We start from the raw sequence: 24,940 nt of genomic DNA, 5'->3' as shown, positions 1-24,940 counted from the left end.
CAAATGGCTATAAATTTACAAAAAGGGCAAAGAGAAAAGTTGACAACAGCTAATTTTACTGTCGGTTTAGGTTGGGATACGAACCAAACTGCTACAGGTGTCGATTTCGATTTAGATGCATCCATCTTTATTTTGGGCGAAAACAAAAAAATGTTATCTGATCAACACTTTATATTCTACAATAATTTAAAATCTCCAGATGGAGCCATTGAACATACAGGCGACAATAGAAACTGGTGAAGGAGATGGAGACGACGAAGCTATCATTATCGATTTATCTAAAATTGATGATAGAGCCGTGGAAATTTGTATTGTAGTTACGATTGACGAATGCGAAGCTAGAAAACAAAATTTTGGACAAGTCCGAAATTCTTTTGTTCGAATTGTTGACAATACAAACAATACCGAAATTATGAAATTTGAATTGGATGAAGATTTTTCAGTTGAAACTGCTGTTGAATTTGGAAGAATTTACAAACGCAACGGCGAATGGAAGTTTGAAGCAATTGGTACCGGAATGAATGGCGGTCTTAACGATTTCTTAAGCAAATACAACTAAGAGATCATGGCTATAAATTTATCTAAAGGGCAAAAAATTGACCTCAGAAAAAATACAGCATCAGGTACTTCCACTAATTTATTAAAATTTTGTGTTGGTGTAAATTGGGGCGCAATTCAACGCTCGTACATGATGGAAGAAAAAAAAGGTGGTTTCCTTGGTTTTGGTGGTACGATTGAAAAAGTACAAAAAAACTTTGTAGAAGCTGTAGATTTAGACGCAAGTTGTTGCATGTTTGATGCTAACAAAAACGTAGTCGATGTGGTTTCTTTTAAGCAATTAACTTCAAAAGATGGTGCTATAATTCATAGTGGCGATGATCGTGAAGGCGACACAGATGGCGATGACGGTTTGGACAACGAAATTATTTCTGTCGATTTAACTCGAATAAATCCATCCATAGAAAAAGTTGTATTCTTCTTAAACAGTTACAAAAAACAAGATTTTGCAACAGTTCCTTTCGCCTCCATTCGTTTATATGAAGGAACACCTGATAAAGTAACCCAAATTTTTGCAACCTATGACGTTTCATCAGATCCTTCCTTTAAAGGATATGTTTCAATGGTTATGGGCGCATTATACAAAAATAACGGTGAGTGGAAATTTAACGCCATCGGAGATCCATCAACAGCAGTTGATTTACAAGAAACAATTACTGTAATTACTCAAAAATACGCGTAGAAACAGAAAATTTTACAACCAACTATAAAACAATTTAAACTAAATTCATACTCTAAAATTAATATCAATATGGCTATAAATTTATCCAAAGGACAAAAAATTGACTTAAGAAAATCGTCTGGAGAACAACTTACCAACTTTTGTGTAGGTGTAAACTGGGGAGCAATAGAAACAATAAAAAAAGGCTTCTTTGGAAGTAAAAAAGTTATTGAAGATGTTGATTTAGACTTAAGTTGTATTATGACTGATGCAAACGGAGAAATTTTCGATTGGATCTATTCTCCAGAATACAACGGCTTCTTACAACAAAACAACCAGCCACTAGGAAAACTTATTTCTAAAGATGGTGCATTGCGTCACAGTGGTGATGACAGACAAGGTGATGTTGGAGGCGATGACGGACTTGACAATGAAATTATTAGTGTAGACTTAAACAAAGTAGACCCTAGCATTGATAAAATATTCTTCTTTTTAAATATCTACTTAAACAAAGGACAAAACTTTGACTTTGCTAGCATTCCATTTGCAAAAATTAGAATGTACGAAGGAACGCCATCACGCGTAAACAATGTACACTCTAACTACGACATTGTAACAGATAATTCGTATGCTGGAAAAGGAGCTTTAATCATGGGGAAATTATACCGCAGAAACGGAGAGTGGAAATTTGATGCCATTGGAGAACCATCTGATGACAAAATATTCCTTCAAACAATTCAAAAAATATTAACCAATTACGCAAAGTAATATGAGAAAATTGCCCGTTTACGTATTACTAGACACGTCTGGCTCCATGATGGGAGAACCAATAGAAGCTGTAAAAAATGGTGTGCAGGTTATGATTAGTTCCTTACGTCAAAATCCGCAAGCAATTGAAACTGCCTTTTTAAGCATCATTACGTTCAACAGTACTGCACAACAAGTAGTTCCGTTGACAGATTTAAGTTCGTTTCAAACGCCCGATATTCAGGCAAGTGGAACAACAGCTTTGGGCGGCGCTTTAGAATTGGTAAGTACGTGTATAGATAATGAAGTTGCTTCTACGACTGCCGAAAGTAAAGGAGATTGGAAACCGTTAATATTTATTATGACAGACGGAATTCCAACGGATAACATTCAAAGAGGTTTAACAGAATTAAAAAAACGACACACCGCAATTATTGTTGCGTGTGCCGCAGGAAGTGGCGCAGATACGTCGTTTCTAAAACAAATTACGGAAAACGTGGTAAGTTTGGATACTGCTGACAGTCAGAGCATTTCCAAATTTTTCGCATGGGTAACAGCCTCAATTGGCGTAACCTCATCAAAAGTAGAAGATTCAGGGAAAGAAGCGACTGGCTTAAACGAATTGCCGCCGCCGCCATCTGAATTAAATATCGTACTATAAACAATTTAAAAAAACATACAAATGAAAACATTAGAAGAATTAAAAAAAGCAGTATTAGCAGATGGAGTAATTGATGCTGATGAAGTGCAAGAAATAGAAAAAGTAATTTATGCTGATGGGAAAATTGACCAAGATGAAGCTGATTTCTTATTTGAATTAAATGATGCCGTTACCGGAAAAGACAATCACAGCTCTTGGACCGATTTATTTATCAAAGCAGTTGCTAGTTTTGTATTAGATGATGATGGATCTAACGGAGAAATTGACGCTGACGAAGCAGCATATTTAGTAAAGCAAATAGAAGGTGACGGAGAAGTAGATGCTACGGAACATGCACTTTTAGTATACCTAAAAAGTGCTGTTGATAAACTTCCAGAAAGCTTAGAAAAACTTTTAAAATAAACATATGAGAAGACTTCCAGTATATTTCTTATTGGATACCTCTGGTTCAATGTATGGCGAACCTATTGAAGCGCTAAACAATGCATTATCTGGTATGATAAATACGCTTCGTTCCGATCCGCAAGCTTCGGAAACGTTATGGATAAGCATTATTACATTTGACCGAGAAGTAAAAGAATTAATTCCGCTAACGGACTTGCAATCATTTCAGTTACCTGAAATAACGTGTCCGCAAAGTGGTCCAACATTTACAGGAAAAGCATTGGAATTTCTTGCTCAAAAAGTTACTGCGGATATCCGAAAAGGTTCTGCAGAACAAAAAGGAGATTGGCGTCCATTACTATTTTTATTTACCGATGGAAAACCTTCCGATGTACAACTCTACAGAGAAGCAGTACCAAAGATTAAAGCTATAAACTTTGGTACTATTGTAGGTTGTGCCGCTGGACATTTGGCAGATGATGAAAAACTAAAAGAACTCACAGATACGGTTGTACATTTACAAACAACCGATAGCAATACGCTAAAACAATTTTTCATGTGGGTTTCGGACACTATTGAACAAGGAAATAAAAGTCTCGGAACAACGGATACTGTATCGTTGCCACCACCACCAAGTGAAGACATTATTGTAATCTAATGATACTACTAAAACTATTTGCCTGTTTTCTGATTGTATCACTATTTATTTTCAGCAAATTACAAGCATACGAAACTCGAATTTCACCTAAATACAAAACGTATTTTGGCATGATGACTTCCATTTTAAAGCCAATTCTCAATGTATTTAGCAAATTTTTTAAACCTCATAAAGTTGGAAACGGATTGGCTTTAGACACTACGCAATTCGTTTTACTAATTTTATTATTACTAATTTTAATGATATGAGAAGATTACCAATATACTTTTTAATTGATGTTTCAGAATCTATGGTAGGCGATCCTATCAGCGAAGTTCAAGATGGAATTGCAAACATAATTCAAGAATTAAAAACAGATCCTAGAGCATTAGAAACTGTATTTATATCTATTATCGTATTTGCAGGTGAAGCAAAAACGTTAGTTCCTTTGCAGGATATTATAAGCTTCTATCCACCAAAATTTCCCGTAGGTAGCGGAACATCTTTAGGAAAAGGATTGGGACATTTAATGTTTGAACTCAGAAAAAATTTAGTAAAAACAACCGCAGAACAAAAAGGAGATTGGAAACCAATTGTATTCTTATTTACAGATGGTGTTCCAACAGATGATAGCAGTACAGCAATCCGAGAATGGCAAAGCAACTGGAAAAAAACCGCAAACTTAGTCGCAGTTTCCTTAGGTGATGGCGCAGATGCACATATCTTAAATCAACTTACAGAAAATATAATTCATCTAAAAAATACAGATCATTCCGCATACAAGGAATTTTTTAAATGGGTAAGTGATTCCATAAAAACAAGTAGTGAAAGTGTAGAAAACAACAAATCTGGCTTTGAACTTGCCAATCTAGCTTCTGCCAATTTAGAAGAAATGGATGTCACCAAAGACAGTCGCGGAGAAAACACACACAAAGTAGATGACAATTTTGTCGTTATAAGTGCATTGTGTCAAAACACGCGTAAAAACTATTTGATGAAATATAAAAAAGTCATCAAACAATCAAACTTCGCAGGAATTGAATTAGGTACAAAATCCTATCGACTCAACGGAGCATACCAAGTTGATGATACGTACAAAGAATTATCAGGCAACGAAGAAATAAAACTAACCGTAAACACAGACGAACTCATTGGTGCGCCAACGTGTCCATGTTGCGGAAATCAAATTGCCTTTGCGGTATGTCAATGCAATCAAATTCACTGTATTGGTGACGAAGAAGTAACAACGTGTCCTGGCTGTGGAAACAGAGGAAAATACGGCGCAGGAACTGGTGGTTTTGACGTAAATCGTACGCGCGGATAACAATGAACACAACCAATGACTACATAAAAAAGTTGCTCGAAACTAAAAAAAAAGTAATCAACAATTCGTTGTTGCACGAATTTAGTTCCGACGAAACTTATCAAGAAAAAGTACAAACAATCATAGATATCCAAAACGAAATTATGGCAAATTGGGAAGTAAGATCACGCATTATCGAATTTAAAAACGAAAGTGTTCGAGTTCCTAATGGCACACAAAATATTGAATATTCGCATACGTTTGATACGTCTCTAATCCAAAAACATCAAATCATTTCTTTCGATTTAGATGGATTAGACGAACTCGGATTAACCTTTGACAAAGAAACAGGCACACTCGCAGGAATGCCAGAAACTAGCGGAAACTTTAAAATTAAAATTCTTTTTAATGTAAAAGGCGAAGGCGAAAGTGCTGAACAAAATGAAAAACTAATCGATATTGTATTCAATCCTGATCCGAAATTGCTTTGGAAAAACATTCCAAGTGACACGGAAGCTATCTTCTGGAAAGAAGAAAACAGCTCAATTTCAGATACATTAGGCGAAAAATCAATTATAATTTCTTCCAAAAGAGGAAGATCTCATCAAAATGATGGAACTTTTAGAGATGACGATTTTGCATACAAACACTTCGACGAAAATGATTGGAGCGTTATTGCAGTTTCAGACGGCGCAGGAAGTGCAAGTTTTTCCCGAGAAGGTTCAAAAGTAGCCTGTAACGAAATCATTTCATACTTTGAAAATGAAATTCTACCAAGTAAAGAATTAGATGCTATTGAAGCACAACTCGATGAATTTTCTGAAACTAAAAATGAAACAATTCTAACGGAAGCTGAAAACGAAGCAAAAAAAGTTTTGTACAAAGCCGTTTTACATGCACACAACAAAATCAATGAATTAGCGCAACAAACGTTTGAAGAAAACGAAGCGTTATTCAATAGAAAAAATACTTCCTACAATGCAGAATATTTTCATGCAACACTCATTGTCACAGCAATTAAAAAAACAAAAATAGGATATGTAATTCTAACGTTTGGCGTTGGCGATTGTCCTATTGGTATCGTAAACAAAGACAAAACGGAAGCGCGCTTGCTCAATTGGTTAGACGTTGGCGAATTTGGTGGCGGCACACGTTTTATAACGCAACCATCAATATTTCATTCTAAAGAACGTCCAATGGTGAGTCGCTTCAATATGCACATTCAAGAAGATTTTTCTCATCTATTTTTAATGACGGATGGAATTTACGATCCGAAGTTTGAAGTCGAAGCAAATCTGGAGAAAACCGAAAAATGGTTAGAATTTATTGACGATTTAGAAGGAAAAAACGAAGATAAAATTGGCATTGATTTTAGTGCTGAACTTCCAGAAGCAGAAGCTCAACTGAACAATTGGATGGACTTTTGGAGCAAAGGAAATCATGATGACCGAACTTTAGCAATCATTTACTAGCAACTTTACTATGGCTACAAAAACAGTAACATCTATAATAGACACTTCCAAAAGTTATCAATATGTTGATAACGGTGATCCGATGCGCGGCGGAATGAAAGATGTATATTTTAGTCCAAACAAAGATTATGTTGTTGCTTTTTACAGAGACAAGCAAAATTACAATTCCATTGAACGCTTAAAGAAGATTGTTACTACGTATTACAAAAGCTTTTTTGAACGTGAAGGTGGCGATTATTATAAAGAATTATACTCGTGGCCAACCGATGTAATTAAGGAAAAGGACTTGATCGGAATCGTAGTGCCAACGTATTCTAAAAATTTCTTCTTTGCGAAAGGATATGAAAGTCTCGATTTACTAAAAGGTGCTGAAAAAGAAGGAAAATGGTATGCAAGTGCCAAATTTAGATCGAAAACTTCAAAACTGCGCTTGGCAAAATCAGAACTTGGCAATTGGCTGAGTTACTTTCAAGTATGTGTAAATATTTCTCGTGGTGTCAAAAGATTGCACGCCGCAGGATTGGCACATTCTGACTTATCATATAAAAATGTATTGATTGATCCTGTAACGAAAACTGCCGCCATTATTGACATTGACGGATTGGTTGTCCCAGGATTATATCCGCCAGAAGTAATTGGAACCGCCGATTTTATTGCGCCAGAAGTAATTGCCACGAAACACTTAGATGTAAAAGATCCGAAGCGTAATTTGCCAAACCGACATACCGATTTGCACGCGCTTGCGGTTTTAATATACATGTACTTATTTTACAGACATCCATTGCGTGGCGGAAACTACTTTGGACAAATGGAAGCTGATGAAGAGGAAGATTTATTAATGGGCGAGAAAGCACTATTTATAGAACATCCAACCGACGATAAAAACAGAAACTTTAAACGAGAATACGGTGATAATGTGAAAAATTTTCATCCGTGGACAGATCTTAAAAGTACGCCATACTCAATTGCAGGACCTTATTTAAAAGCATTATTCGATCGTGCATTTATAAAAGGACTTCAAAATCCGAGAGAACGTCCAATTGCAGAAAGCTGGGAACAAGCGTTGATTAAAACAGACGATTTAAAGCTAAAATGTAGCAATCATGCGTGCGATCAGCAATGGTTTATATTTGATAATTCTAAAGTCACAAAATGTCCTTTCTGCGGAACGCAATACAGAAATTCCATTCCAGTTTTAGATTTTTTCTATGAATTTAAACCCAATGTTTGGAAACCTGAAAATCAACGTTTGGTCATTTGCCACAATACAACATTGCACAAATGGCATGTAGACAGAAATATTATCAGAAATGAAAAACTAACCAATCAAGATAAAAAGAGATTGGGTTATTTCGCTTTTCACCAAGGAAAATGGTTGTTAATTAATGAAGCTTTAATGACACTAAAAGATGTAACGAATGACACCGAAATTCCAATAGGACAAAGTGTAGAACTAATAAACGGAAACAAATTATTACTCGCTACTGATAAAGGAAACAGAGTAGCAACTATAACAATAACTAACCAATAAACTAACAACTCTATGTGGATTCTCATTTCAATACTATTAATTGTACTTTGCTGTATTATCATTTGGCGCGCCAGTGACGGCTTTGAAGCAGCTTCGGAATACTTAGGAAGAAACCTTAGCGAAGGTGTTCGTGGTGCAACCATAAACGCAATTGGCTCCTCGATGCCAGAATTATTTACCACATTATTTTTCCTATTTGTTTTAAAAGATAAAGACGGATTTGCCGGCGGAATTGGAACTACAGCAGGTAGCGCCATTTTTAACGGAATGATTATTCCTGCAGTTGTCATCTTAGTAGTTGTCATCAAAGGTGTGACTTCACATGTAGAAGTCTCTAAAAAAGTATTACTAAGAGATGGAATTTCACTTTTAATCTGTGAATTGGTCTTAATATTTTTATTGGGCGATGCGTCTCTAAATTGGACACATGGTTTAATTTTAATGGGATTATACGCAGTATACGCAATTTATATGCTTAGTTCTATGAAAAAAGCTGGCGCAGAAGAAGATGACGAGGAAGAAGAAGATGAAGACGAGGATGAGGATGAAGCAGATGCTGGTTTCTTTATGAATCTAATCACACTAAACTTAGAACCTGTATTTATAAAAGATAAAATCAATTCAAAAAATGGTTGGACATTGTTAATTTTTGCAATGTTAGTCATTGGTGGCGCGTGTTTACTATTAGTAAAATCGTGTGAATGGTTAGGTGACGAACTAAACATTCCTATTTACTTTATTGCAGTAATTTTAGCAAGTGCAGCGACAAGTGTGCCGGATACTATTTTATCTATGAAAGATGCTAAAAAAGGAAACTATGATGATGCGGTTTCAAATGCATTAGGAAGTAACATATTCGATGTATGTTTTGCTTTAGGATTTCCATTGTTCCTATTTACAATCATCTACGGACCAATCGTAATGAGCCCAGATACGATTCAAAATGTAGCTGAACTCCGAATTTTACTATTCATATTTACATTGTTGGCATTCATTATTTACATTGTAAAACCAAAAATGGGAATTGTAAGCGCAGTTTTATTATTGCTAATTTATGTAGTATTTACAGTATACATTTTCGGTAGATCGGCAGATTCTGAAACAGCATTACAAGTAAGTCAGTGGTTACAAACTATTAATGACTTTGTAGAAACACTTCGTTTTTGGAAGTAATTCTTGAAGATTACTATTTTTTAATATAGAAAAGAGATTGTCTAAAAAGGTTTAAACAACGTCATTACGAGAAATTTTTCATTTCGAAGTAATCTGTAAGTCGATAACTTAAATTTGACAGATTGCTTCATTTCATTCGCAATGACAGCTTCTTAGACAGCCTCTTTTTTTATTTCATGATTTTGATAAAACCTACTCCAAATTCTCAGGCTTCTTGCCAAATTTCCGTGTATCTTCTTTTGTCAATATTTTGAATGTTTTTGCACGTGGCACATCGCGCAAAGCTTTGTTAAATTCTGTTGGTAATCCAATCAATTGGCGAGATTTTAAATCAATCCATGCGCCCATAATTTCGCAACTTGCAAAGTTTTTTCCGTTTGCATCATAAAAATTATGAAGAAACTCAAAGAACATTCCGTCTTCGCTTAAACCTGCAACTTCTAACGAAACCTTGACTGGTTTTCCCAAAAATGCTTCTTTAAAATAATAGATATGTTCATAAAACACCACAGGACCAATATTTTGTTTGGCTAATTCACGTTGCGTAAATCCACTTTCAATAAGGAAACCCATACGCGTATGACTCATAAAATTTATGTAAGCGGAGTTGGCTAAATGACGATTTGCGTCTAAATCACTCCATCGAATTTCAAATTCTTTAAAATACATTGTATATTTATTTTTTTATCAAAAGTAATGAACTCGTTTAAACTTTTTTAATTTGCCAATATTAAATACATATTACGATCCACCATTTGTTTTTAAAAATGGTCATTTTTCAACAGTTTATTCAGGCTTGTTTCGAAAAGGTGCAAAAATTGAACAGAAAAGAGAACGCATTATCTTGAGCGATAGTGATTTTATAGATTTAGATTGGAGTTTCGCCAAGAAGAAAACCAACAAAGTCATCATTTTGTTACACGGTTTGGAAGGAAATGCGCAACGCGCTTACATAACTCGATCCGCAAAATTATTTAATGATAATGAATACGATGCTATTGCGATGAACTTTAGAGGTTGTAGTGGCGAATCCAATCGTTTATATCGATCTTACAACGCTGGCGCAACCGAAGATTTAAGAGAAGTTGTTACGCATGTACTTACCAATCATCCGCAATACGATCATATTATTATAAAAGGATTTAGTTTAGGCGGAAACATGTTGTTGAAGTATTTGGGCGAACCAATTCGTGTTCCAAAAGAAGTAAAAGCTGGTATTGCTATTTCGGTTCCATGCTCTTTACATGGTTCATTACAACAAATGGATCGGTTGGAAAATCGGTTGTACACAAATCGTTTTGTAAAGCATTTGCATGGAAAACTCATGGAAAAAAATCGTTCATTTCCGCAATTACTGAATATAGAAAACATTAAAAAAGCTGATACTTTATTTAAAATAGACGATTTATATTCTTCCAAAGCACATGGCTATAAAGACGCGTTGGATTATTATAAAAAGTGTTCTTCCTTACAGTATTTACGCTACATTAAAACGCCAACATTAATTATTAATGCCTTAAATGATTCTTTTTTGTCTGAAGATTGTTACCCAATTAAAGAAGCGGAAGCAAATAATGATTTGTATTTAGAAATGCCAAAATATGGCGGACATGTTGGTTTTTTTGAATTTGGTAAAATTTACCACACAGAATCACAAGCTTTGAGTTTTGCTACTTCGGTTTAAAGTGTGAATTTTCTTGATGAATTCGAATGGCTTTTTGTGATAATAATATTCCAATAGCTAACGACATAAACGCGCCAACCGAAATTCCTGGAATGTAATTGATGAATAAGAAGAAATCATAGATTCCATGAAAGAAAACTGCCAACGCCAATCCCATGAGGTTGTATCGAACGCGATATCTTGAAAATTTAGCTTTTCCCATATAATAACCCATAATAATACCAAAAGTTGCATGTGCAGGAACTGCTGTAAACGCTCTATATAACGCAACTTCTATTCCGCCTTGAAATGCATACGCCAAGTTTTCTGTGACCGCAAAACCCATAGAAACCATTACTGCGTAGACAATTCCGTCAAAAGGTTCGTCAAAGGCTTTGCGTGTTTGTGCAAAATAGCGAACAAAAATATATTTGCTAAATTCTTCTACTAAAGCTACTACAACGAAAGCTTTGCAGAACTGAATCCAAATAATTTGTTCTTCAAATTCGGGATAATATTTTGAAACGAAAAAGTGTGAAATTGCAGCTAAAAAAATGCTTCCAACGGCACCAAATAAGAAACATATAAATAACAGATGACGCGGTTCCTTGTCATATTTGTCACTATAATAAATGTAAATCATAACCAGTAACGCAGGCGCTATTGATAATAATACTAATTCCATTGGTGCGTTTTGTCAAAAATATAAAAACATAGAGGAAAATGAGGTGTTTCTCTCAGTTTATCATCAGTGCAATGCGTTAAAATTTCGGCGAAAGCCAAAAAACAGTTTTTATAAAAGTCTTCAAAACGTATAGAATAGCTACTGATAATCCGAAGCTTTATCGCTATTTTTAGTATTTTTGTCGCTATGATAAAGTCTATGACCGGATTCGGAAAGTCTGTAGAACAACTTCCGTCTAAAAAAATTACCATCGAATTAAAATCACTGAACAGTAAGAGTTTGGATTTAAACGCTCGAATTCCTTCTTCATATCGAGAAAAAGAATTGGGAATGCGTAAAACAATTGCGAGTGCTTTAGTGAGAGGAAAAGTTGATTTTTCGTTGTATATAGAAGCAACTGCGGAAGAAACTTCTACTGTAATCAACAAAGCGGTTGTAAAACAATATATGCGTCAACTTCGCGATATTGAACCAGAAGCTAAAGATGTAGAGTTGTTGAAAATGGTAATTCGTATGCCAGATGCATTGAAAACAGAACGCGAAGAAATAGACGAAAAGGAATTTGAAGTGATTGAAAAAGCATTGCTACATGCTATTAAAGAGCTCAACGAATATCGTTTGGAAGAAGGAAAAGTGTTAGAACAAGACTTTTTATTACGCGTGCAAAATATTTCAAACATATTGAATAGCATTATTGAGATTGATGACGAACGTATGGCTTCTGTAAAAGAGCGACTTCGTACAGCATTAGATACTTTAAAAGAAAAGGTTGACGAAAATCGTTTTGAACAAGAATTGATTTATTATTTAGAGAAATTTGACATTACGGAAGAAAAAGTTCGCTTGGCAAATCACTTGGATTATTTTTCAAAATCGTTACATTCTGAAGATTCAAACGGAAAAAAATTAGGTTTTATTACACAAGAAATTGGTCGTGAAATTAATACGATTGGTTCTAAATCTAATTACGCGCCAATGCAACAATTGGTGGTTCAGATGAAAGACGAATTGGAAAAAATTAAAGAGCAACTTTTAAATGTGTTGTAAATGAAAAGAGGTAAGTTAATTGTATTTGCAGCTCCTTCTGGCGCAGGAAAAACGACTATTGTTCAACATTTATTAAAAATTCCTGAACTGAATTTACAGTTTTCTATTTCGGCAGCTTCTCGTGAAAAACGCGCTATTGAAGTTGAAGGAAAAGATTATTATTTTTTGTCTATAGAACAGTTTATGGATAAAATTCGAAATAAGGAATTTGTAGAATGGGAAGAAGTATATCGCGACAATTTTTACGGAACATTGAAAACCGAAATTGATCGTATTTGCGATGCTGGAAAAAACGTCATTTTTGATATTGATGTTTCTGGCGGATTGCGAATTAAACGAAAGTTTCCAGAAGATACACTAACCATTTTTGTGGAACCGCCAAGTATCAATGATTTGATTATTAGACTGAAAAATAGAAATACAGAAAACGAAGATAAAATTAATATGCGCGTCGCAAAAGCTGCCGCAGAAATGGCAACTGCTCCTTTGTTTGATGTTATTATTTTGAATGACGATTTAGACAGAGCGAAAGCCGAAGCGGAAAAAGTAGTTGCTAAATTTATCGGACTCGAAAAAAAGTAGACAGATGAAAATTGGTTACTCATTTTTCCCATTACACTCTTTTTCCGAAGTGTAGCAGGCATTTTTCGTTAAGAATTTTTGAAGCCTTGGAAAAAATTTAGAAAAATGAATGCGGTTTTAGTTTTTCAGAGAAAAAACTAAAAACACCTCTGGAAAAACGCACTTTCTTTTGTTTCTTTTCTTTGTGCGAACAAAGAAAACGAAAATAGAAACAATGTGTTCCCTTAAGATACTTTACAGGAATTTTTAAAAACTTATATCTAATTCGCATTAATCAAATAAAAATATACAGATGAAAATTGGTTTGTATTTTGGCACATTTAATCCTATTCACATCGGACATTTGGCAATTGCCAATCACATGGCAGAATACAGCGATTTAGACGCCATTTGGATGGTTGTAACGCCACACAATCCATTTAAGAAGAAAAGTACATTGCTTGATAATCATCATCGATATCAAATGGTGATGATTGCTACGGAAGAATATCCGAAAATTAAGCCGAGCAAGATAGAATTCGATTTACCGCAACCAAATTACACTACAAATACCTTAGCGCATCTTCAAGAAAAATATCCAACACATGAATTTTGCCTTATTATGGGCGAAGATAATTTGAAAAGTTTACACAAGTGGAAAAATTACGAAGTGATTCTAAAAAACCACGATGTGTATGTGTATCCGAGAATTTCAGAAGGAATTGCGGAACATCAATTTACAGATCATCCAAAGATTCATCGTGTCAACGCGCCAATTATGGAGATTTCTTCTACGTTTATTCGGAAAGCAATTAAAGATCAGAAAAACATTAAACCGTTATTGCCCCAACATGTTTGGGAATATATTGATGAGATGAATTTTTATAGAAAGTGAATTTTTCAATTTGATGATTTGAAAATTAGTCAATTTGAAAATTTGAAGATGAATCAATTTGAAAATGGAGTTTGTGCTTCAAAGCATTTCTCGATACAAAATTCTTGTAGAATTTTACTCGAAATGACGTTTGGTGATTTGAAAGTTTGTTGATTGGTTGATTTGAAATGGAGTTTGTGCTTCTAAAAAGGTTCTCAAATAGTCACAAACAAGTCTATATTCTTTATTCTATAAGCGAAGCGATCTTTATTAAATTTGATGATTTGAAAATTAGTCAATTTGAAAATGTAGTTTGTGTTTCTAAAGCATTTCTCGATACAAAATTCTTGCAGAATTTTACTCGAAATGACGTTTGGTGATTTGAAATGTTTCTGCGTTTCGAACAAATCTATATTCTTGATTTTAAAAGCAAAGCGATCTTTATTCTTTTAATTTGATGATTTGATGATTAGTCAATTTGAAAATGTAGTTTGTGTTTCTAAAGCATTTCTCGATACAAAATTCTTGTAGAATTTTACTCGAAATGACGTTTGATGATTCGTTAATTTGAAAATGTGACTTGTGTTCCTAGAAAAAGTTCTCAAATAGTCAAGACCAAGTCTATATTCTATATTCTAAAAGCAAAGCGGTCTAAAATCTAATTTTTCAATTATCAATCTTCGTATACAAATACTCTTCATCTTTCTCTGTGTCGGCTAATACCAAAATTCCATCGTCGCTTTCGTTGCCGCCTTTTAGTTCATAGCATTTTGAAAAGAAACCTTCATCGTCTTCTATTTTAACGAATAACGAACGATACGCGCTATTTTCATCACATTCCGTAGAAATTGTATAGTGATATTGTTTGTGTTCTTTATTTGCGTAATAATCTTTGCAGATTCCGTTTTGAAGAAATTCTAGTTTATATTCTGGATTTTCTTGAGAAACCCAAGCGCCAATGATGTCCTTTTTAGGTGTCACAAAAGATGTAATTCCTAATAGGATCAATAAGAGTATTGAAAGCGGGATAATGATTAACGGTCGGTAGCTTCTCATGTATTGGTTTGTTTATAACGCAATATTAGAAGATTTTCGAGGTATGAAACAAGGGTACTTTTCCCCTTTTTTGTAGGTTTTTAACTTAAATTCAATAAAAACTCCTCAAAGTTGAGGAGTTTTTCATGTTTCTATATTATTTTAATGCTGGAATTCGTAATACTTGTCCTGGATATATTAGGTTTGGATCTTTCAACATAGGCTTGTTTGCTTCAAATATGGTTGGATATTTCATCGCATTTCCATAATATTTTTTCGCAATCTTACCAAGTGTATCTCCTTTTGCTACCGTGTGAAATTGTGCTTCTGGTTCTTTATGTTCCACTTCCATTCTGTCATCAACCATTGCAATTCCATGTGTATTTCCTACCAATAAAACTACTTTTTCTTTGGTTGCTTGGTCGTGTGCTTTACCACTAATAATTGCCGTATCGCCTTCAAGAGAAACGTGTAAATTTTCCACGTGTAAGTCTAAATCGTTGATCGTTTCTTTAATAGAAGCTTCATCTTTTGCTTTCTTAGCTGCAATTGCTTCTAAGTGTTCTGTTGCTTTTTCTTCTGCTTCTTCCGCTGCTTTTTCAGCTGATGTTTTTCCGCCAAATAATTTAGCTCCAGCATCTTTAATGAATGAAAATAATCCCATGATTCTTTGTTTTTAATTGTTATTAAACTGTTTATTATTGAATTGTAAAAGTACGAAAAATCGAGCAATCTTCAAAAGTTCAATCGCATTTCCGTAACTATACGATGTACTGCAAAAAAACTCTTTTATTTACAGTTTGATATGTATTTTTATAGATTTTTCAAGAAACTTATTGTCAGCTATAATTTGTGAAGAGAAAGGAAAATTTGAAATAAATTTCAACAGACTCCGTTCTTCAACGGAGTTAGTTCAACTTACACTATTGAGTTTGCCTTTTAGACTTCTATAAATAAATTATACTAGAAAGGAAAATTTGAAATAATTTTCAACAGACTCCGTTCTTCAACGGAGTTAGTTCAACTTACAATTTTGTATGCGCCTTTACAGGCTTTTCAAAACTGAGTTTCACTAAAAAAGAAACAGTCTCCACACGAATGTGAAAACTGTTTCTAAACTAACTAACCAACCAAAGTCTTTATATTTTTATTTCTTAAAGTCGTCCTTGTTGAACTTCTTATTGATAATCTTTTTTCGTTTTTTGTCCGTCTGCTTCAATTTAGTCGAGCTTCCATCTGTTGACGGACGTAAATATTGTATGTAACCTCTTCCTTGAAATTCGTAAGTTGTTCCTGAATCTGGGTGAAACAACTCTATGGTTCCGTCATCAATAACGTTCAATTCGAAATATTCATTGTCCAAGTAATCATAATCTAATGTTAAAACTTTCGCGTACGGATCGCCAGCTACATCGTATACTTCGTAAATTCCTTCGTAGTCATATATTAAGTCTGCAATTGGCGTATTTTCAGCATCTGTAGACGATAAAAATGTATCATCATTTCCACCAGCTAAAAACGTTAAGAAATTTTCATCATCAAAAGCATTTAACATTCCTGCCTGACTTGTATATGTTTTTTTCCACGCTGTAAATTCTTGTAATAAATAGTGAATGTTGTCATAGAATACAAAGTCGTAATCAAAATTTGCACGTTGATATCCTGTTAAGTAATAACTCGTATTGCTTGAACTATCGTGCAAACGAATTTTATTTCCGCTTACTTGATATACTCGCAACGGATAATATCCGTCAATATCGTGATCGATATCTACAAATTCAAAATCGGTTCCGTAGGCTCCAACATCAATTCCATATCCGTTTCCATTGGTTCCTATTCCTGAAATATTGTTGTTTGCATATAACGTTCCGTTTCTGAATGAAACTGTAAATGCGCGTTGTAAAAATGGAACTTCACCGTTTCCAGTAGTTTCATTTATGTTTACATACCACAATTCATACGAGCTTAATAATTGATTCAACGTAATTCCTGGCTCGTCAATAATTGTGTCTTCTACAATAACTTCTGTATAACATGATGTCAACAGCGTGCTAAATAGGGTAATTGTTAAGAGTAATTTTATAGTTTTCATAAGCCAATCATTTAATGTTCTTGTTTATCTACATTCAAAACACATGCCAAAAAAGTAAACTGCTGATTTTCAATAGCAACATAAGAGTAATATTTTGCGTATTTTTGAATTATAGATGAAACGTTTATGGACACGAAATTGAAATATGCTGTTTTTGGCGCTGGAAGTTGGGCAACCGCAATTGTGAAAATGCTTTGTGAAAACCTAGATGAAGTTGGTTGGTACATGCGAAGTGTATACACAAAAGAACATTTATTAAAAGAACAACACAATCCGAGTTATTTAAGTTCGGTAGAGTTTAATATTGATAAGCTAAAACTAAGCAACGATATTAACGAAATGGCAAATTATGCAGATGTGTTAATTTTTGTAATTCCGTCTGCTTTTATTTATGGCGAATTGCAAAAACTGTCAGCTACTATTGAAGGTAAAACTATTGTTTCTGCTGTAAAAGGTATTATTCCAGAGTCTGGATTGTTGGTTGGCGAGCATTTTCATGATGTGTATAAAATTCCTTTTGAGAATATTGCCGTTATTGCCGGACCTTGTCATGCAGAAGAAGTTGCGTTGGAACGTTTGTCCTATTTAACGATTTCTTGTGTCGATGCAGAAAAAGCACAGCATATTGCCGATCAATTATCAAGTAGTTATATCAAAACAAAAATTAGTGACGACGTCATTGGGACAGAATATGCTGTAATGTTGAAAAATATTTACGCTATTGCTGCCGGAATTGCACACGGACTTGGGTATGGCGATAATTTTCAAAGTGTATTAATGAGCAACGCTATTCGCGAGATGAAACGCTTTATTAAGAAACGACATAAGATGAAACGTAACATCAATGATTCTGCTTATTTGGGCGATTTGTTAGTAACTGGATATTCGGTATTCTCCAGAAACCGCATGTTCGGAAACATGATTGGAAAAGGCTACACAGTTCGTTCTGCGCAGTTGGAAATGAATATGGTTGCTGAAGGTTATTACGCAACAAATAGTGCTTATTTGTTGAATCAGACAAACGATAAGAAAACAAATATGCCAATTGTTGATGCAGTCTACGCTATTTTGTATGAGAATAAAGATCCGAAGAAAGTATTTGAAAAATTGACTGATAAGTTGGATTGATTTTTTTAATGTGTCAATTTGAAAAGTTCGTTTATAAATGTTGTTCTTTGAGAAACCTCTCTATAACATATTTACTTATTGAATTTAAATTGAATTTTTAGTATTCTTCGTTCTTTTCTTTGCTTGCCCAAAGAAAATGAACCAAAAGAAAGGGCACTTTTATGAGGAATTTTTAGTTCTTTTCTGAAAGAACTAAAACCGAAATGAAAACACTTAATTTTTTCCAAGGCTTCAAAAATTCTTAACGTGTTTTCATTTCTATTCTGCATAAAAGCAAACTCTAGAACTTTACAAAACCCTTTATATTTTTATTTGAAAATTTACTTAATATGCAAATTGAAGCACATATTGCGTGAAAGATTGAAGCGGCATCCTTTTTTTATTTTTGAACTCGTCATTACGAGGAAGTATGACGAAGTAATCTGCTTGTCGATAAACAGATTGTTACAATAAATTACAAATTTGTCTCGCAATGACTGCATTTTAAAAAAGATATAGCCGAAAGCCTGACCGTTTTCGGGCACGCCATTATTTAGATTTAAAAATTAAAAGATTTAATGATTGAAAAGCCTAAAAGCGTAGCGATCTACACTTCGACTCTGCTCAGTGTTCTACAATCGTAGTCTGAGGTTCTCGAAGACTATTTCCCCAAAACACCTTTGTCTGTCATCAGCGGAACTTCGGCAATCACATTTTCGTTGATCGTGTTTTTCTCAAAGACAAACTTTTTATCAAACATGCGATTGTTCTCAAAGAAAGTTACCAAAAACTCATTGCTCAATTCCAATAAATTCTCAGGCATAAATTCAATTTTTGCACATGATTTTGCAGGTAATTTTTCCAGTTTGTGACGCATTATTGGCGTTTTGCGCGTTTCGTCAGATCCTTTGGAAACAATTAATACCATTTCCAAATCAACGTCTTTGTCATTAATGATAAAAGCGTTCCAATCGTGAAACTCGTATTCTGTATTCCATTGGCGCACAATGGCAACGTATACATCTTTTATTTCAAGAATTTCAATGTCTTTTTTCATTTCGTATACTATTGTGGTAAAGCAGGAATTTATTTCTAATTACTTTCAAAAAAAGTTTTAAACTCAGTCATTGCGAGACTTTGAAAAAGTTGTGGCAATCTGTTTATTAAACAAACAGATTACTTCGCTATCGCTCGTAATGACGTTATGTTACAATGCAGATTTGAATTGCGCTAAGAAACGCACATCATTTTCGCTTAATAAACGAATGTCGCTAATTTGATGAACTAACATCGCAATACGATCGATTCCCATTCCGAAGGCAAATCCGGAATATTCTTTTGAATCAATCCCGCAATTTTCCAACACATTCGGGTCTACCATTCCACAGCCCATAATTTCCAACCAACCTGTTCCTTTGGTGATTTTATAATCAGTTTCCGTTTCCAATCCCCAATATACATCTACTTCCGCGCTTGGTTCTGTAAACGGGAAATATGAAGGGCGCAACCTAATTTTCGACTTTCCAAACATCTCTTTTGTGAAGTGTTGCAAGGTTTGTTTTAAGTCTGCAAAACTTACGTCTTTATCTATATATAAACCTTCCACTTGATGGAAAAAGCAGTGAGAACGTGCCGAAATCGCTTCATTACGATATACTCTTCCAGGAGATATTGTACGAATTGGAGGTTTGTTATTTTCCATGTATCGAACTTGCACAGAACTTGTGTGCGTTCGTAATAAAATATCTGGATTTGTTTGAATGAAAAATGTATCCTGCATGTCACGCGCTGGATGATATTCAGGAAGATTCAACGCCGTAAAGTTGTGCCAATCGTCTTCAATTTCTGGTCCTTCTGACACATCAAATCCAATGCGAGAAAAAATATCTATAATTTGATTTTTCACTAATGATATCGGATGACGCGCGCCAATTTCAATTGGTTGCGCAGGACGTGTTAAATCGCCATAAACACCTTTTTCTTCCGCCTTGTTTTCTAAAGCTTCTTTTAAAGCGTTTACTTTATCTTGAGCAACTTCTTTTAGCTTATTGATCGTTTGCCCAAATTCTTTCTTTTGTTCATTCGGAACATTCTTAAACTCAGCAAAAAAATCATTTAACAATCCTTTTTTACCTAAGTATTTAATTCTGAAGTTTTCAATGTCTTCTTTTGCTTGTGTAGTAAACTTTTCTACCTCAGCAATATGTTCCTTGATCTTATCTATCATGACGATCTTCTTAATTTAGCATGCAAATTTAAGCAAAACTAACTTATATCAATTATTGAATGTATTCCTTTTCTAAAAAGTAGTTGACAATGGCTTCTTTCATTAAAACGGTTTGTTCGCCAGCTTTTAATGTTGGTAGTTCTTCTTTAAACTTGTAATGTGGCCAACTATCATCATCAAAATAGTCAAATTCGTAATATCCATAAGGCTCCAACAAACGACAAATTGCAATGTGCATGAGGTTTACTTTTTCGTCTTTTTTGAATGTTTTATGTATTTGACCCAATTCTTGAACGCCAATTAAATAGATAATTGCGTCCAAATCTAGCGTATCTCCTTCTGCAAATTGAAGCGTCAATTTTTCCACTAATAGCGTCCATCGTACCTTTAATTGTTCGTCTCTTGCCATAATTCCCTTCTTTTTCGACTGCAAAGGTAGGTAGTTTAGAAAGAATCGTATACAAATATTAGTTAGTTTTTGGGAGTCAGCATTACGACTTCGCTCAATGTTGCACGAATTTTACAATTCGTACAACAATAAAACACTTTGAATAAAAGTTCTATATTTGTTAAAACTCGATTCTCATGAACTTTATTGACATTATTTTGGGCGGATTGATCTTGTTTGGATTTGTGCGCGGACTCATGAAAGGACTTTTTGTTGAAGTTGCTTCGTTGGTTGCTTTGATTGCTGGAATTTACGGCGCGATTCACTTTTCGTACTTCGCTGGTGATTTTTTGAGTGAACAGTTTGAAAGTTGGGACGAGAAATATATTAATTTGACCGCTTTCGCGATTACGTTCGTCGTAATTTTAGTTTTGATAACAATTGCAGGAAAGCTTTTGACAAAGATTGCAGATTTTGCCGCGTTAGGAATTTTAAATAAATTGCTTGGTGGCGCTTTTGGCGGATTGAAAATAGCAATCATTGCTGGCGCTGTGTTGGTCTTTTTTGATAAAACCAACAATACAATGGAGTTTGTAGAAGGTGAGAAGATTGAAGAATCTGTATTATACGAACCTGTAAGAGAAGTTGGCGGCTTTGTGTTTGCGTATGTTTTGGAAGAAACACCACAATTTCAGGATGATGATGAAGACGAAGAAGTACAACGAGAGCTGGAAGAAGATTTAAAACAGATAGAAGAACTTGAAAACGAAGAATAATGTGTGAAAAATGTACGCCATCTAAAATTCATGAAACGCATCTTGCCAAAGACCTAAAACCGTTTCAAAAAAAATTGAATATAGATTCTTTGAAAGGAAAATCTAAAAAAGTAAAAACGAATTAAGCATAACTTTTCAACTTTATATTTATAACTCATGTGCGAACATTGTACGCCACTTACCGCAAAAAATTTTTCTTCACAAAAAGATTTTAAAACTTTCGAAAAAGTACTGGAAACCAAATGTGTTGAAGGAACTTTTGTTCGCGTCGTAAATGCAAACGAAACTGAAAATAAGTCGCTTGAAGACAATTATCAATGTACGTTTTGCGGAACGGATTGGGTTTTATCAATTGATGAAGGTTCTTGGCGTGGTTATTTTTTGCCAGTAGAAGGAGTTACAGTATTTGAGGATCATCAAACCAATGAAACAAATAGCAGATTTGAAACGTTTCAAGGGAAAAGAAGCAAAAATTGTGGATGTTGCTTAGGAATGATCTTCTTGTTTATTGCGCTCATTTTGTACCTTATTTATAGTTTTGCTTCGTTTGTAATTGATCTTTTTGTTTGATTTTATTTTTGGTGAATCAACTTTTTAAATTACATTAACTCATGAATTACATAAAAATCATCATCACGTTTGTTGGAATGTTCCTTACAACAGTGACTTTTTCTCAAAATAAATTAGTCGAATTATACCAAACAGGAACTGCTAATTTTAGCACTGGAAAGTTTGAAAAAGCCATTAAAAATTATACAGAATTACTAAAAATTGTTGATGATTCGTCGCTTCAAAAAACCTGTTATATTAATCGTGGACTTTCCTATGATCGTTTAAGAAAGTACGATTTGGCAATTACTGATTTTACAGAAGCAATTAAACGTGATAGTGCAGATTTGGCTTCTTTTATTGATCGTGGACTTTCAAAAATGCACGCAGGTTATTTAGAGAAAGCTAAAGAAGATTATCAATACGTTGTTACTCAAAACAACAATCATTCTATGATGGAAGCTGCTTTGTATTGGCTTGCCAGAATTCACAGTTCAGAAGGAAATTACGAAGAAGTTGTAAAAAATTGTGATCAATATTTAAAAATTAATCCGAAAGATTACGAAGTGCATTTTATTCGTGGAACGGCAAATGATATGTTGGGTGCTTTTGAAGAATCTATAAAAGATTACACAAAAGTGATCGAACTAAAACCCAATATTAAGGAAGCTTACGCAAATAGAGGAACTGCAAAAATAAATATACTTACTACACGCGGAACAATTACGCCAAGCAAAGAGCAAACCAAAGATGCTTGCATAGATTTGAAAAAAGCATATGAACTAGGTGACAAAGTTATTGAAGATTTAGTTTTTGTGTATTGTGATAATAAATAAAATTTCAATCCATAAAAAAACCCGCCAAACATTAAAAGTTAAGCGGGTTTTGTGATTTCAATATATTTATTTTTTATGTGGAATGGTATCTTTTACATTCTCTTTAATCCATTTTAGACATTCCTGAAACGATTTGAAACAATCTTCTATTGGAATTAAATCTGGAATAATATCAATTCGTTCCATCATGTATTTTGGCTGTTTTGGAATGTTGACAAACAATACTTTTCGTCCTGCACTTTTTAAATCGACTAAAATATCTTCCAATGCATACAATCCAGATTGATCTATATATTGCATTCTTCCCATACGAATAATCACTGTACGAGCCGTATCGGGCAATTGTTTTGCCAACGCTTGAATTTCACTCGTAGAACCAAAGAATAATGGTCCTTTAATGTGTTTAATGAAAACCTCTTCTTTTAAATTTTCAGGGAAGTCAATTTCATCATCCCAAGCTTCTTCTTTTAATGCTTTTACATCAGATCTTCTTGCGGTAATGTCTCCAATTTTCTTCATAAACATTAACGAAGCAATTATCAACCCAATTCCTACAGCGTAAATTAAATCCCAAAAGGTTGACAATCCAAGAACTATTAACATAATTAATACTTCTGAACTTAGTTTTAAAGGTCCTATTTTCATGTCTTTTGGCAAACTCGGAATCGCTTTTAAGCCTTTATAATCCATAACACCAATTCCAACTGTAATTAAAATTCCTGCTAATACGGCTGCCGGAATTTGTGAAGCAATTGGTCCTAAAGCCAATAGAATAACTAACAGTAATACACCTGCAATCATTCCTGATAAGCGTGTTTTTCCTCCAGAATTGATATTTACAACAGTTCTGATTGTTGCTCCTGCACCTGGAATTCCTCCAAATATTGCCGCAATAGAATTTCCAATTCCTTGTCCAACTAATTCCTTGTTTGGTTGGTGTTTTGTTTTGGTCATATTATCCGCTACAACACTTGTTAATAGTGAATCAATAGCTCCTAACAATGCTAAAGTCAATGCAGTAAATATGTATGGCGTAATGCTCCCGAGACTAAAACCAGTAAATATTTCCATATTTGGCATTGGGAAATCTCCTGTAATTGCTTCAATAGGTTGGTATTTTAATTTGAAAAGATACGCTATTCCCGACATGACGACGAGTGCCACCAGCGTACTCGGAACAGCTTTGGTAATCCGTTTAAAGCCGTAAATAATAAAAATAGTTCCGAGCGCCAACATGAGTTCTAGCCAATTGATATTTTTTAGCGCACGTGGCAATACTCTTAAAGCTCCAATAACACCAGAAGCGTTATTATTAGCTAAGGTTTGCGATTTTTCTAAAATATCTTCTTGTGATATTTGTTTTGCGCTTTCAATCGTTTTTCTGAAATCTTCTAATACAAGAATTCCTTCTTCCTGTTCTTTTTTTAATATGTCCTTTAAGATAACCTCTTCTGCTTTTGGCTTAAACTGACTTACATATTCCACATCTGCTTTTGGGTAATATCCGATAGAAGGTAAAATTTGTGTAATCAAAATAATCACACCAATAGCCGTCATAAATCCTGAAACTACAGGATACGGAATGTATTTTATATATTTCCCTAATCCTATTGCACCTAAACCTATTTGGAATATCCCTGCCAAAAGGAAAACGGTTAAAATTGCGGGCATTGCACTTTCTACACTTCCTTTAGTAGCAACAATTCCGGCAATAACTAACATACTTACAGCAGTCATTGGCGCGGTTGGTCCAGAAATTTGTGTGTTGGTTCCTCCAAATAAAGCGGCAAAGAATCCTATAAAAATAGCGCCATATAATCCTGCGCTTGGGCCTAATCCTGAAGAAACTCCGAAAGCTAATGCTAATGGTAAGGCAACAATTCCTGCGGTAATTCCTCCAAAAGCATCGCCTTTGAAATTTGAAAATAATTTTTTCATTCGTTTGGGTTGTGTTTGTTGAGTAGTATACGATT

At 34.3% G+C, this 24,940-nt stretch carries 26 protein-coding genes and 1 pseudogene; 18 read left to right on the top strand and 9 right to left on the bottom strand.

Annotated features, from left to right (window positions below; all coding sequences use genetic code 11):
• Positions 1-3: 3 nt before the first annotated feature.
• From IMCC3317_RS15025 to IMCC3317_RS14980, 10 genes and pseudogenes are all read left to right on the top strand, one after another.
• Positions 4-559, top strand: a pseudogene (locus IMCC3317_RS15025) (TerD family protein).
• Between the two features lie 6 nt (positions 560-565).
• Complete coding sequence (locus IMCC3317_RS15020) at positions 566-1,240, top strand: TerD family protein (protein WP_160130313.1); 675 nt, start codon at positions 566-568, stop codon at positions 1,238-1,240.
• A gap of 69 nt (positions 1,241-1,309) precedes the next feature.
• The gene (locus IMCC3317_RS15015) at positions 1,310-1,987 is read left to right on the top strand and encodes a TerD family protein (protein WP_160130312.1); all 678 of its coding nucleotides are present in this window, start codon (positions 1,310-1,312) and stop codon (positions 1,985-1,987) included.
• A gap of 1 nt (position 1,988) precedes the next feature.
• A complete protein-coding gene (locus tag IMCC3317_RS15010) occupies positions 1,989-2,627 on the top strand; it encodes a vWA domain-containing protein (protein WP_160130311.1) in 639 nt (212 codons plus the stop codon).
• A gap of 21 nt (positions 2,628-2,648) precedes the next feature.
• On the top strand, positions 2,649-3,029 hold the full coding sequence (locus IMCC3317_RS15005) for a TerB family tellurite resistance protein (RefSeq protein WP_160130310.1): 381 nt from the start codon (positions 2,649-2,651) through the stop codon (positions 3,027-3,029).
• 4 nt (positions 3,030-3,033) lie between these two features.
• Positions 3,034-3,669, top strand: coding sequence for a vWA domain-containing protein (locus tag IMCC3317_RS15000; protein ID WP_160130309.1), 636 nt, complete (start codon positions 3,034-3,036; stop codon positions 3,667-3,669).
• Positions 3,670-3,913: 244 nt separating this feature from the next.
• Positions 3,914-4,972 (top strand): TerY-C metal binding domain-containing protein, encoded by a 1,059-nt coding sequence (locus tag IMCC3317_RS14995; protein WP_160130308.1) that lies wholly within the window; start codon positions 3,914-3,916, stop codon positions 4,970-4,972.
• 2 nt (positions 4,973-4,974) lie between these two features.
• On the top strand, positions 4,975-6,423 hold the full coding sequence (locus tag IMCC3317_RS14990) for a PP2C family serine/threonine-protein phosphatase (RefSeq protein ID WP_160130307.1): 1,449 nt from the start codon (positions 4,975-4,977) through the stop codon (positions 6,421-6,423).
• A 10-nt stretch (positions 6,424-6,433) separates the two neighbouring features.
• Positions 6,434-7,954, top strand: coding sequence for a helix-hairpin-helix domain-containing protein (locus IMCC3317_RS14985; protein ID WP_160130306.1), 1,521 nt, complete (start codon positions 6,434-6,436; stop codon positions 7,952-7,954).
• Between the two features lie 12 nt (positions 7,955-7,966).
• Positions 7,967-9,127: a sodium:calcium antiporter gene (locus tag IMCC3317_RS14980; protein WP_160130305.1), complete on the top strand. Its 1,161-nt coding sequence runs from the start codon at positions 7,967-7,969 to the stop codon at positions 9,125-9,127.
• A gap of 192 nt (positions 9,128-9,319) precedes the next feature.
• On the opposite strand, the gene IMCC3317_RS14975 is transcribed toward IMCC3317_RS14980, so the two are convergent.
• Entirely contained in the window at positions 9,320-9,796 is a 477-nt protein-coding gene (locus IMCC3317_RS14975; protein ID WP_160130304.1) for an acyl-CoA thioesterase, read from the bottom strand.
• A gap of 52 nt (positions 9,797-9,848) precedes the next feature.
• Here IMCC3317_RS14975 and IMCC3317_RS14970 point away from each other — a divergent pair, with 52 nt between their 5' ends.
• On the top strand, positions 9,849-10,811 hold the full coding sequence (locus IMCC3317_RS14970; protein ID WP_160130303.1) for a YheT family hydrolase: 963 nt from the start codon (positions 9,849-9,851) through the stop codon (positions 10,809-10,811).
• On the opposite strand, the gene IMCC3317_RS14965 is transcribed toward IMCC3317_RS14970, so the two are convergent.
• Positions 10,798-11,475: a PrsW family intramembrane metalloprotease gene (locus IMCC3317_RS14965; RefSeq protein WP_160130302.1), complete on the bottom strand. Its 678-nt coding sequence runs from the start codon at positions 11,473-11,475 to the stop codon at positions 10,798-10,800. The two genes, IMCC3317_RS14970 and IMCC3317_RS14965, sit on opposite strands and share 14 nt — an antisense overlap.
• Before the next feature lie 198 nt (positions 11,476-11,673).
• Here IMCC3317_RS14965 and IMCC3317_RS14960 point away from each other — a divergent pair, with 198 nt between their 5' ends.
• The 3 genes from IMCC3317_RS14960 (at position 11,674) to nadD (ending at position 13,978) form a co-directional block, all read left to right on the top strand.
• Entirely contained in the window at positions 11,674-12,522 is an 849-nt protein-coding gene (locus IMCC3317_RS14960) for a YicC family protein (RefSeq protein WP_262887046.1), read from the top strand.
• The gene (gene gmk, locus IMCC3317_RS14955; protein ID WP_160130300.1) at positions 12,523-13,104 is read left to right on the top strand and encodes a guanylate kinase; all 582 of its coding nucleotides are present in this window, start codon (positions 12,523-12,525) and stop codon (positions 13,102-13,104) included.
• A 292-nt stretch (positions 13,105-13,396) separates the two neighbouring features.
• The gene (gene nadD, locus IMCC3317_RS14950; protein WP_160130299.1) at positions 13,397-13,978 is read left to right on the top strand and encodes a nicotinate (nicotinamide) nucleotide adenylyltransferase; all 582 of its coding nucleotides are present in this window, start codon (positions 13,397-13,399) and stop codon (positions 13,976-13,978) included.
• A gap of 645 nt (positions 13,979-14,623) precedes the next feature.
• Here the strand turns inward: nadD and IMCC3317_RS14945 are convergent.
• The 3 genes from IMCC3317_RS14945 to IMCC3317_RS14935 form a co-directional block, all read right to left on the bottom strand.
• Positions 14,624-15,013, bottom strand: coding sequence for a hypothetical protein (locus IMCC3317_RS14945; RefSeq protein ID WP_160130298.1), 390 nt, complete (start codon positions 15,011-15,013; stop codon positions 14,624-14,626).
• Between the two features lie 136 nt (positions 15,014-15,149).
• Positions 15,150-15,656, bottom strand: a complete 507-nt coding sequence (gene lysM, locus IMCC3317_RS14940) for a peptidoglycan-binding protein LysM (RefSeq protein WP_160130297.1) — start codon at positions 15,654-15,656, stop codon at positions 15,150-15,152.
• A gap of 483 nt (positions 15,657-16,139) precedes the next feature.
• Positions 16,140-17,084, bottom strand: coding sequence for a nicotinic acid mononucleotide adenyltransferase (locus IMCC3317_RS14935; protein ID WP_160130296.1), 945 nt, complete (start codon positions 17,082-17,084; stop codon positions 16,140-16,142).
• Positions 17,085-17,210: 126 nt separating this feature from the next.
• Here IMCC3317_RS14935 and IMCC3317_RS14930 point away from each other — a divergent pair, with 126 nt between their 5' ends.
• Positions 17,211-18,212: an NAD(P)H-dependent glycerol-3-phosphate dehydrogenase gene (locus IMCC3317_RS14930; RefSeq protein ID WP_160130295.1), complete on the top strand. Its 1,002-nt coding sequence runs from the start codon at positions 17,211-17,213 to the stop codon at positions 18,210-18,212.
• Between the two features lie 640 nt (positions 18,213-18,852).
• On the opposite strand, the gene IMCC3317_RS14925 is transcribed toward IMCC3317_RS14930, so the two are convergent.
• The 3 genes from IMCC3317_RS14925 to IMCC3317_RS14915 form a co-directional block, all read right to left on the bottom strand.
• The gene (locus tag IMCC3317_RS14925; RefSeq protein WP_160130294.1) at positions 18,853-19,248 is read right to left on the bottom strand and encodes a hypothetical protein; all 396 of its coding nucleotides are present in this window, start codon (positions 19,246-19,248) and stop codon (positions 18,853-18,855) included.
• 150 nt (positions 19,249-19,398) lie between these two features.
• Positions 19,399-20,418, bottom strand: coding sequence for a phenylalanine--tRNA ligase subunit alpha (gene pheS / locus IMCC3317_RS14920; RefSeq protein ID WP_160130293.1), 1,020 nt, complete (start codon positions 20,416-20,418; stop codon positions 19,399-19,401).
• Positions 20,419-20,470: 52 nt separating this feature from the next.
• On the bottom strand, positions 20,471-20,827 hold the full coding sequence (locus tag IMCC3317_RS14915; RefSeq protein ID WP_160130292.1) for a hypothetical protein: 357 nt from the start codon (positions 20,825-20,827) through the stop codon (positions 20,471-20,473).
• 176 nt (positions 20,828-21,003) lie between these two features.
• Here IMCC3317_RS14915 and IMCC3317_RS14910 point away from each other — a divergent pair, with 176 nt between their 5' ends.
• From IMCC3317_RS14910 to IMCC3317_RS14900, 3 genes are all read left to right on the top strand, one after another.
• Positions 21,004-21,582, top strand: coding sequence for a CvpA family protein (locus IMCC3317_RS14910; RefSeq protein WP_160130291.1), 579 nt, complete (start codon positions 21,004-21,006; stop codon positions 21,580-21,582).
• Between the two features lie 156 nt (positions 21,583-21,738).
• Entirely contained in the window at positions 21,739-22,152 is a 414-nt protein-coding gene (locus IMCC3317_RS14905) for a hypothetical protein (RefSeq protein ID WP_160130290.1), read from the top strand.
• A 41-nt stretch (positions 22,153-22,193) separates the two neighbouring features.
• Positions 22,194-22,967, top strand: coding sequence for a tetratricopeptide repeat protein (locus tag IMCC3317_RS14900; protein ID WP_160130289.1), 774 nt, complete (start codon positions 22,194-22,196; stop codon positions 22,965-22,967).
• Positions 22,968-23,033: 66 nt separating this feature from the next.
• Here the strand turns inward: IMCC3317_RS14900 and IMCC3317_RS14895 are convergent, their stop codons facing one another.
• Positions 23,034-24,905: a SulP family inorganic anion transporter gene (locus tag IMCC3317_RS14895; protein ID WP_160130288.1), complete on the bottom strand. Its 1,872-nt coding sequence runs from the start codon at positions 24,903-24,905 to the stop codon at positions 23,034-23,036.
• Positions 24,906-24,940 lie beyond the last annotated feature (35 nt).

This window comes from Kordia antarctica (assembly GCF_009901525.1).
Taxonomy (GTDB): Bacteria; Bacteroidota; Bacteroidia; order Flavobacteriales; family Flavobacteriaceae; genus Kordia; species Kordia antarctica.
The sequence above is the reverse complement of the archived record's forward strand: the minus strand, read 5'-3'. Positions and strand labels throughout refer to the sequence as shown.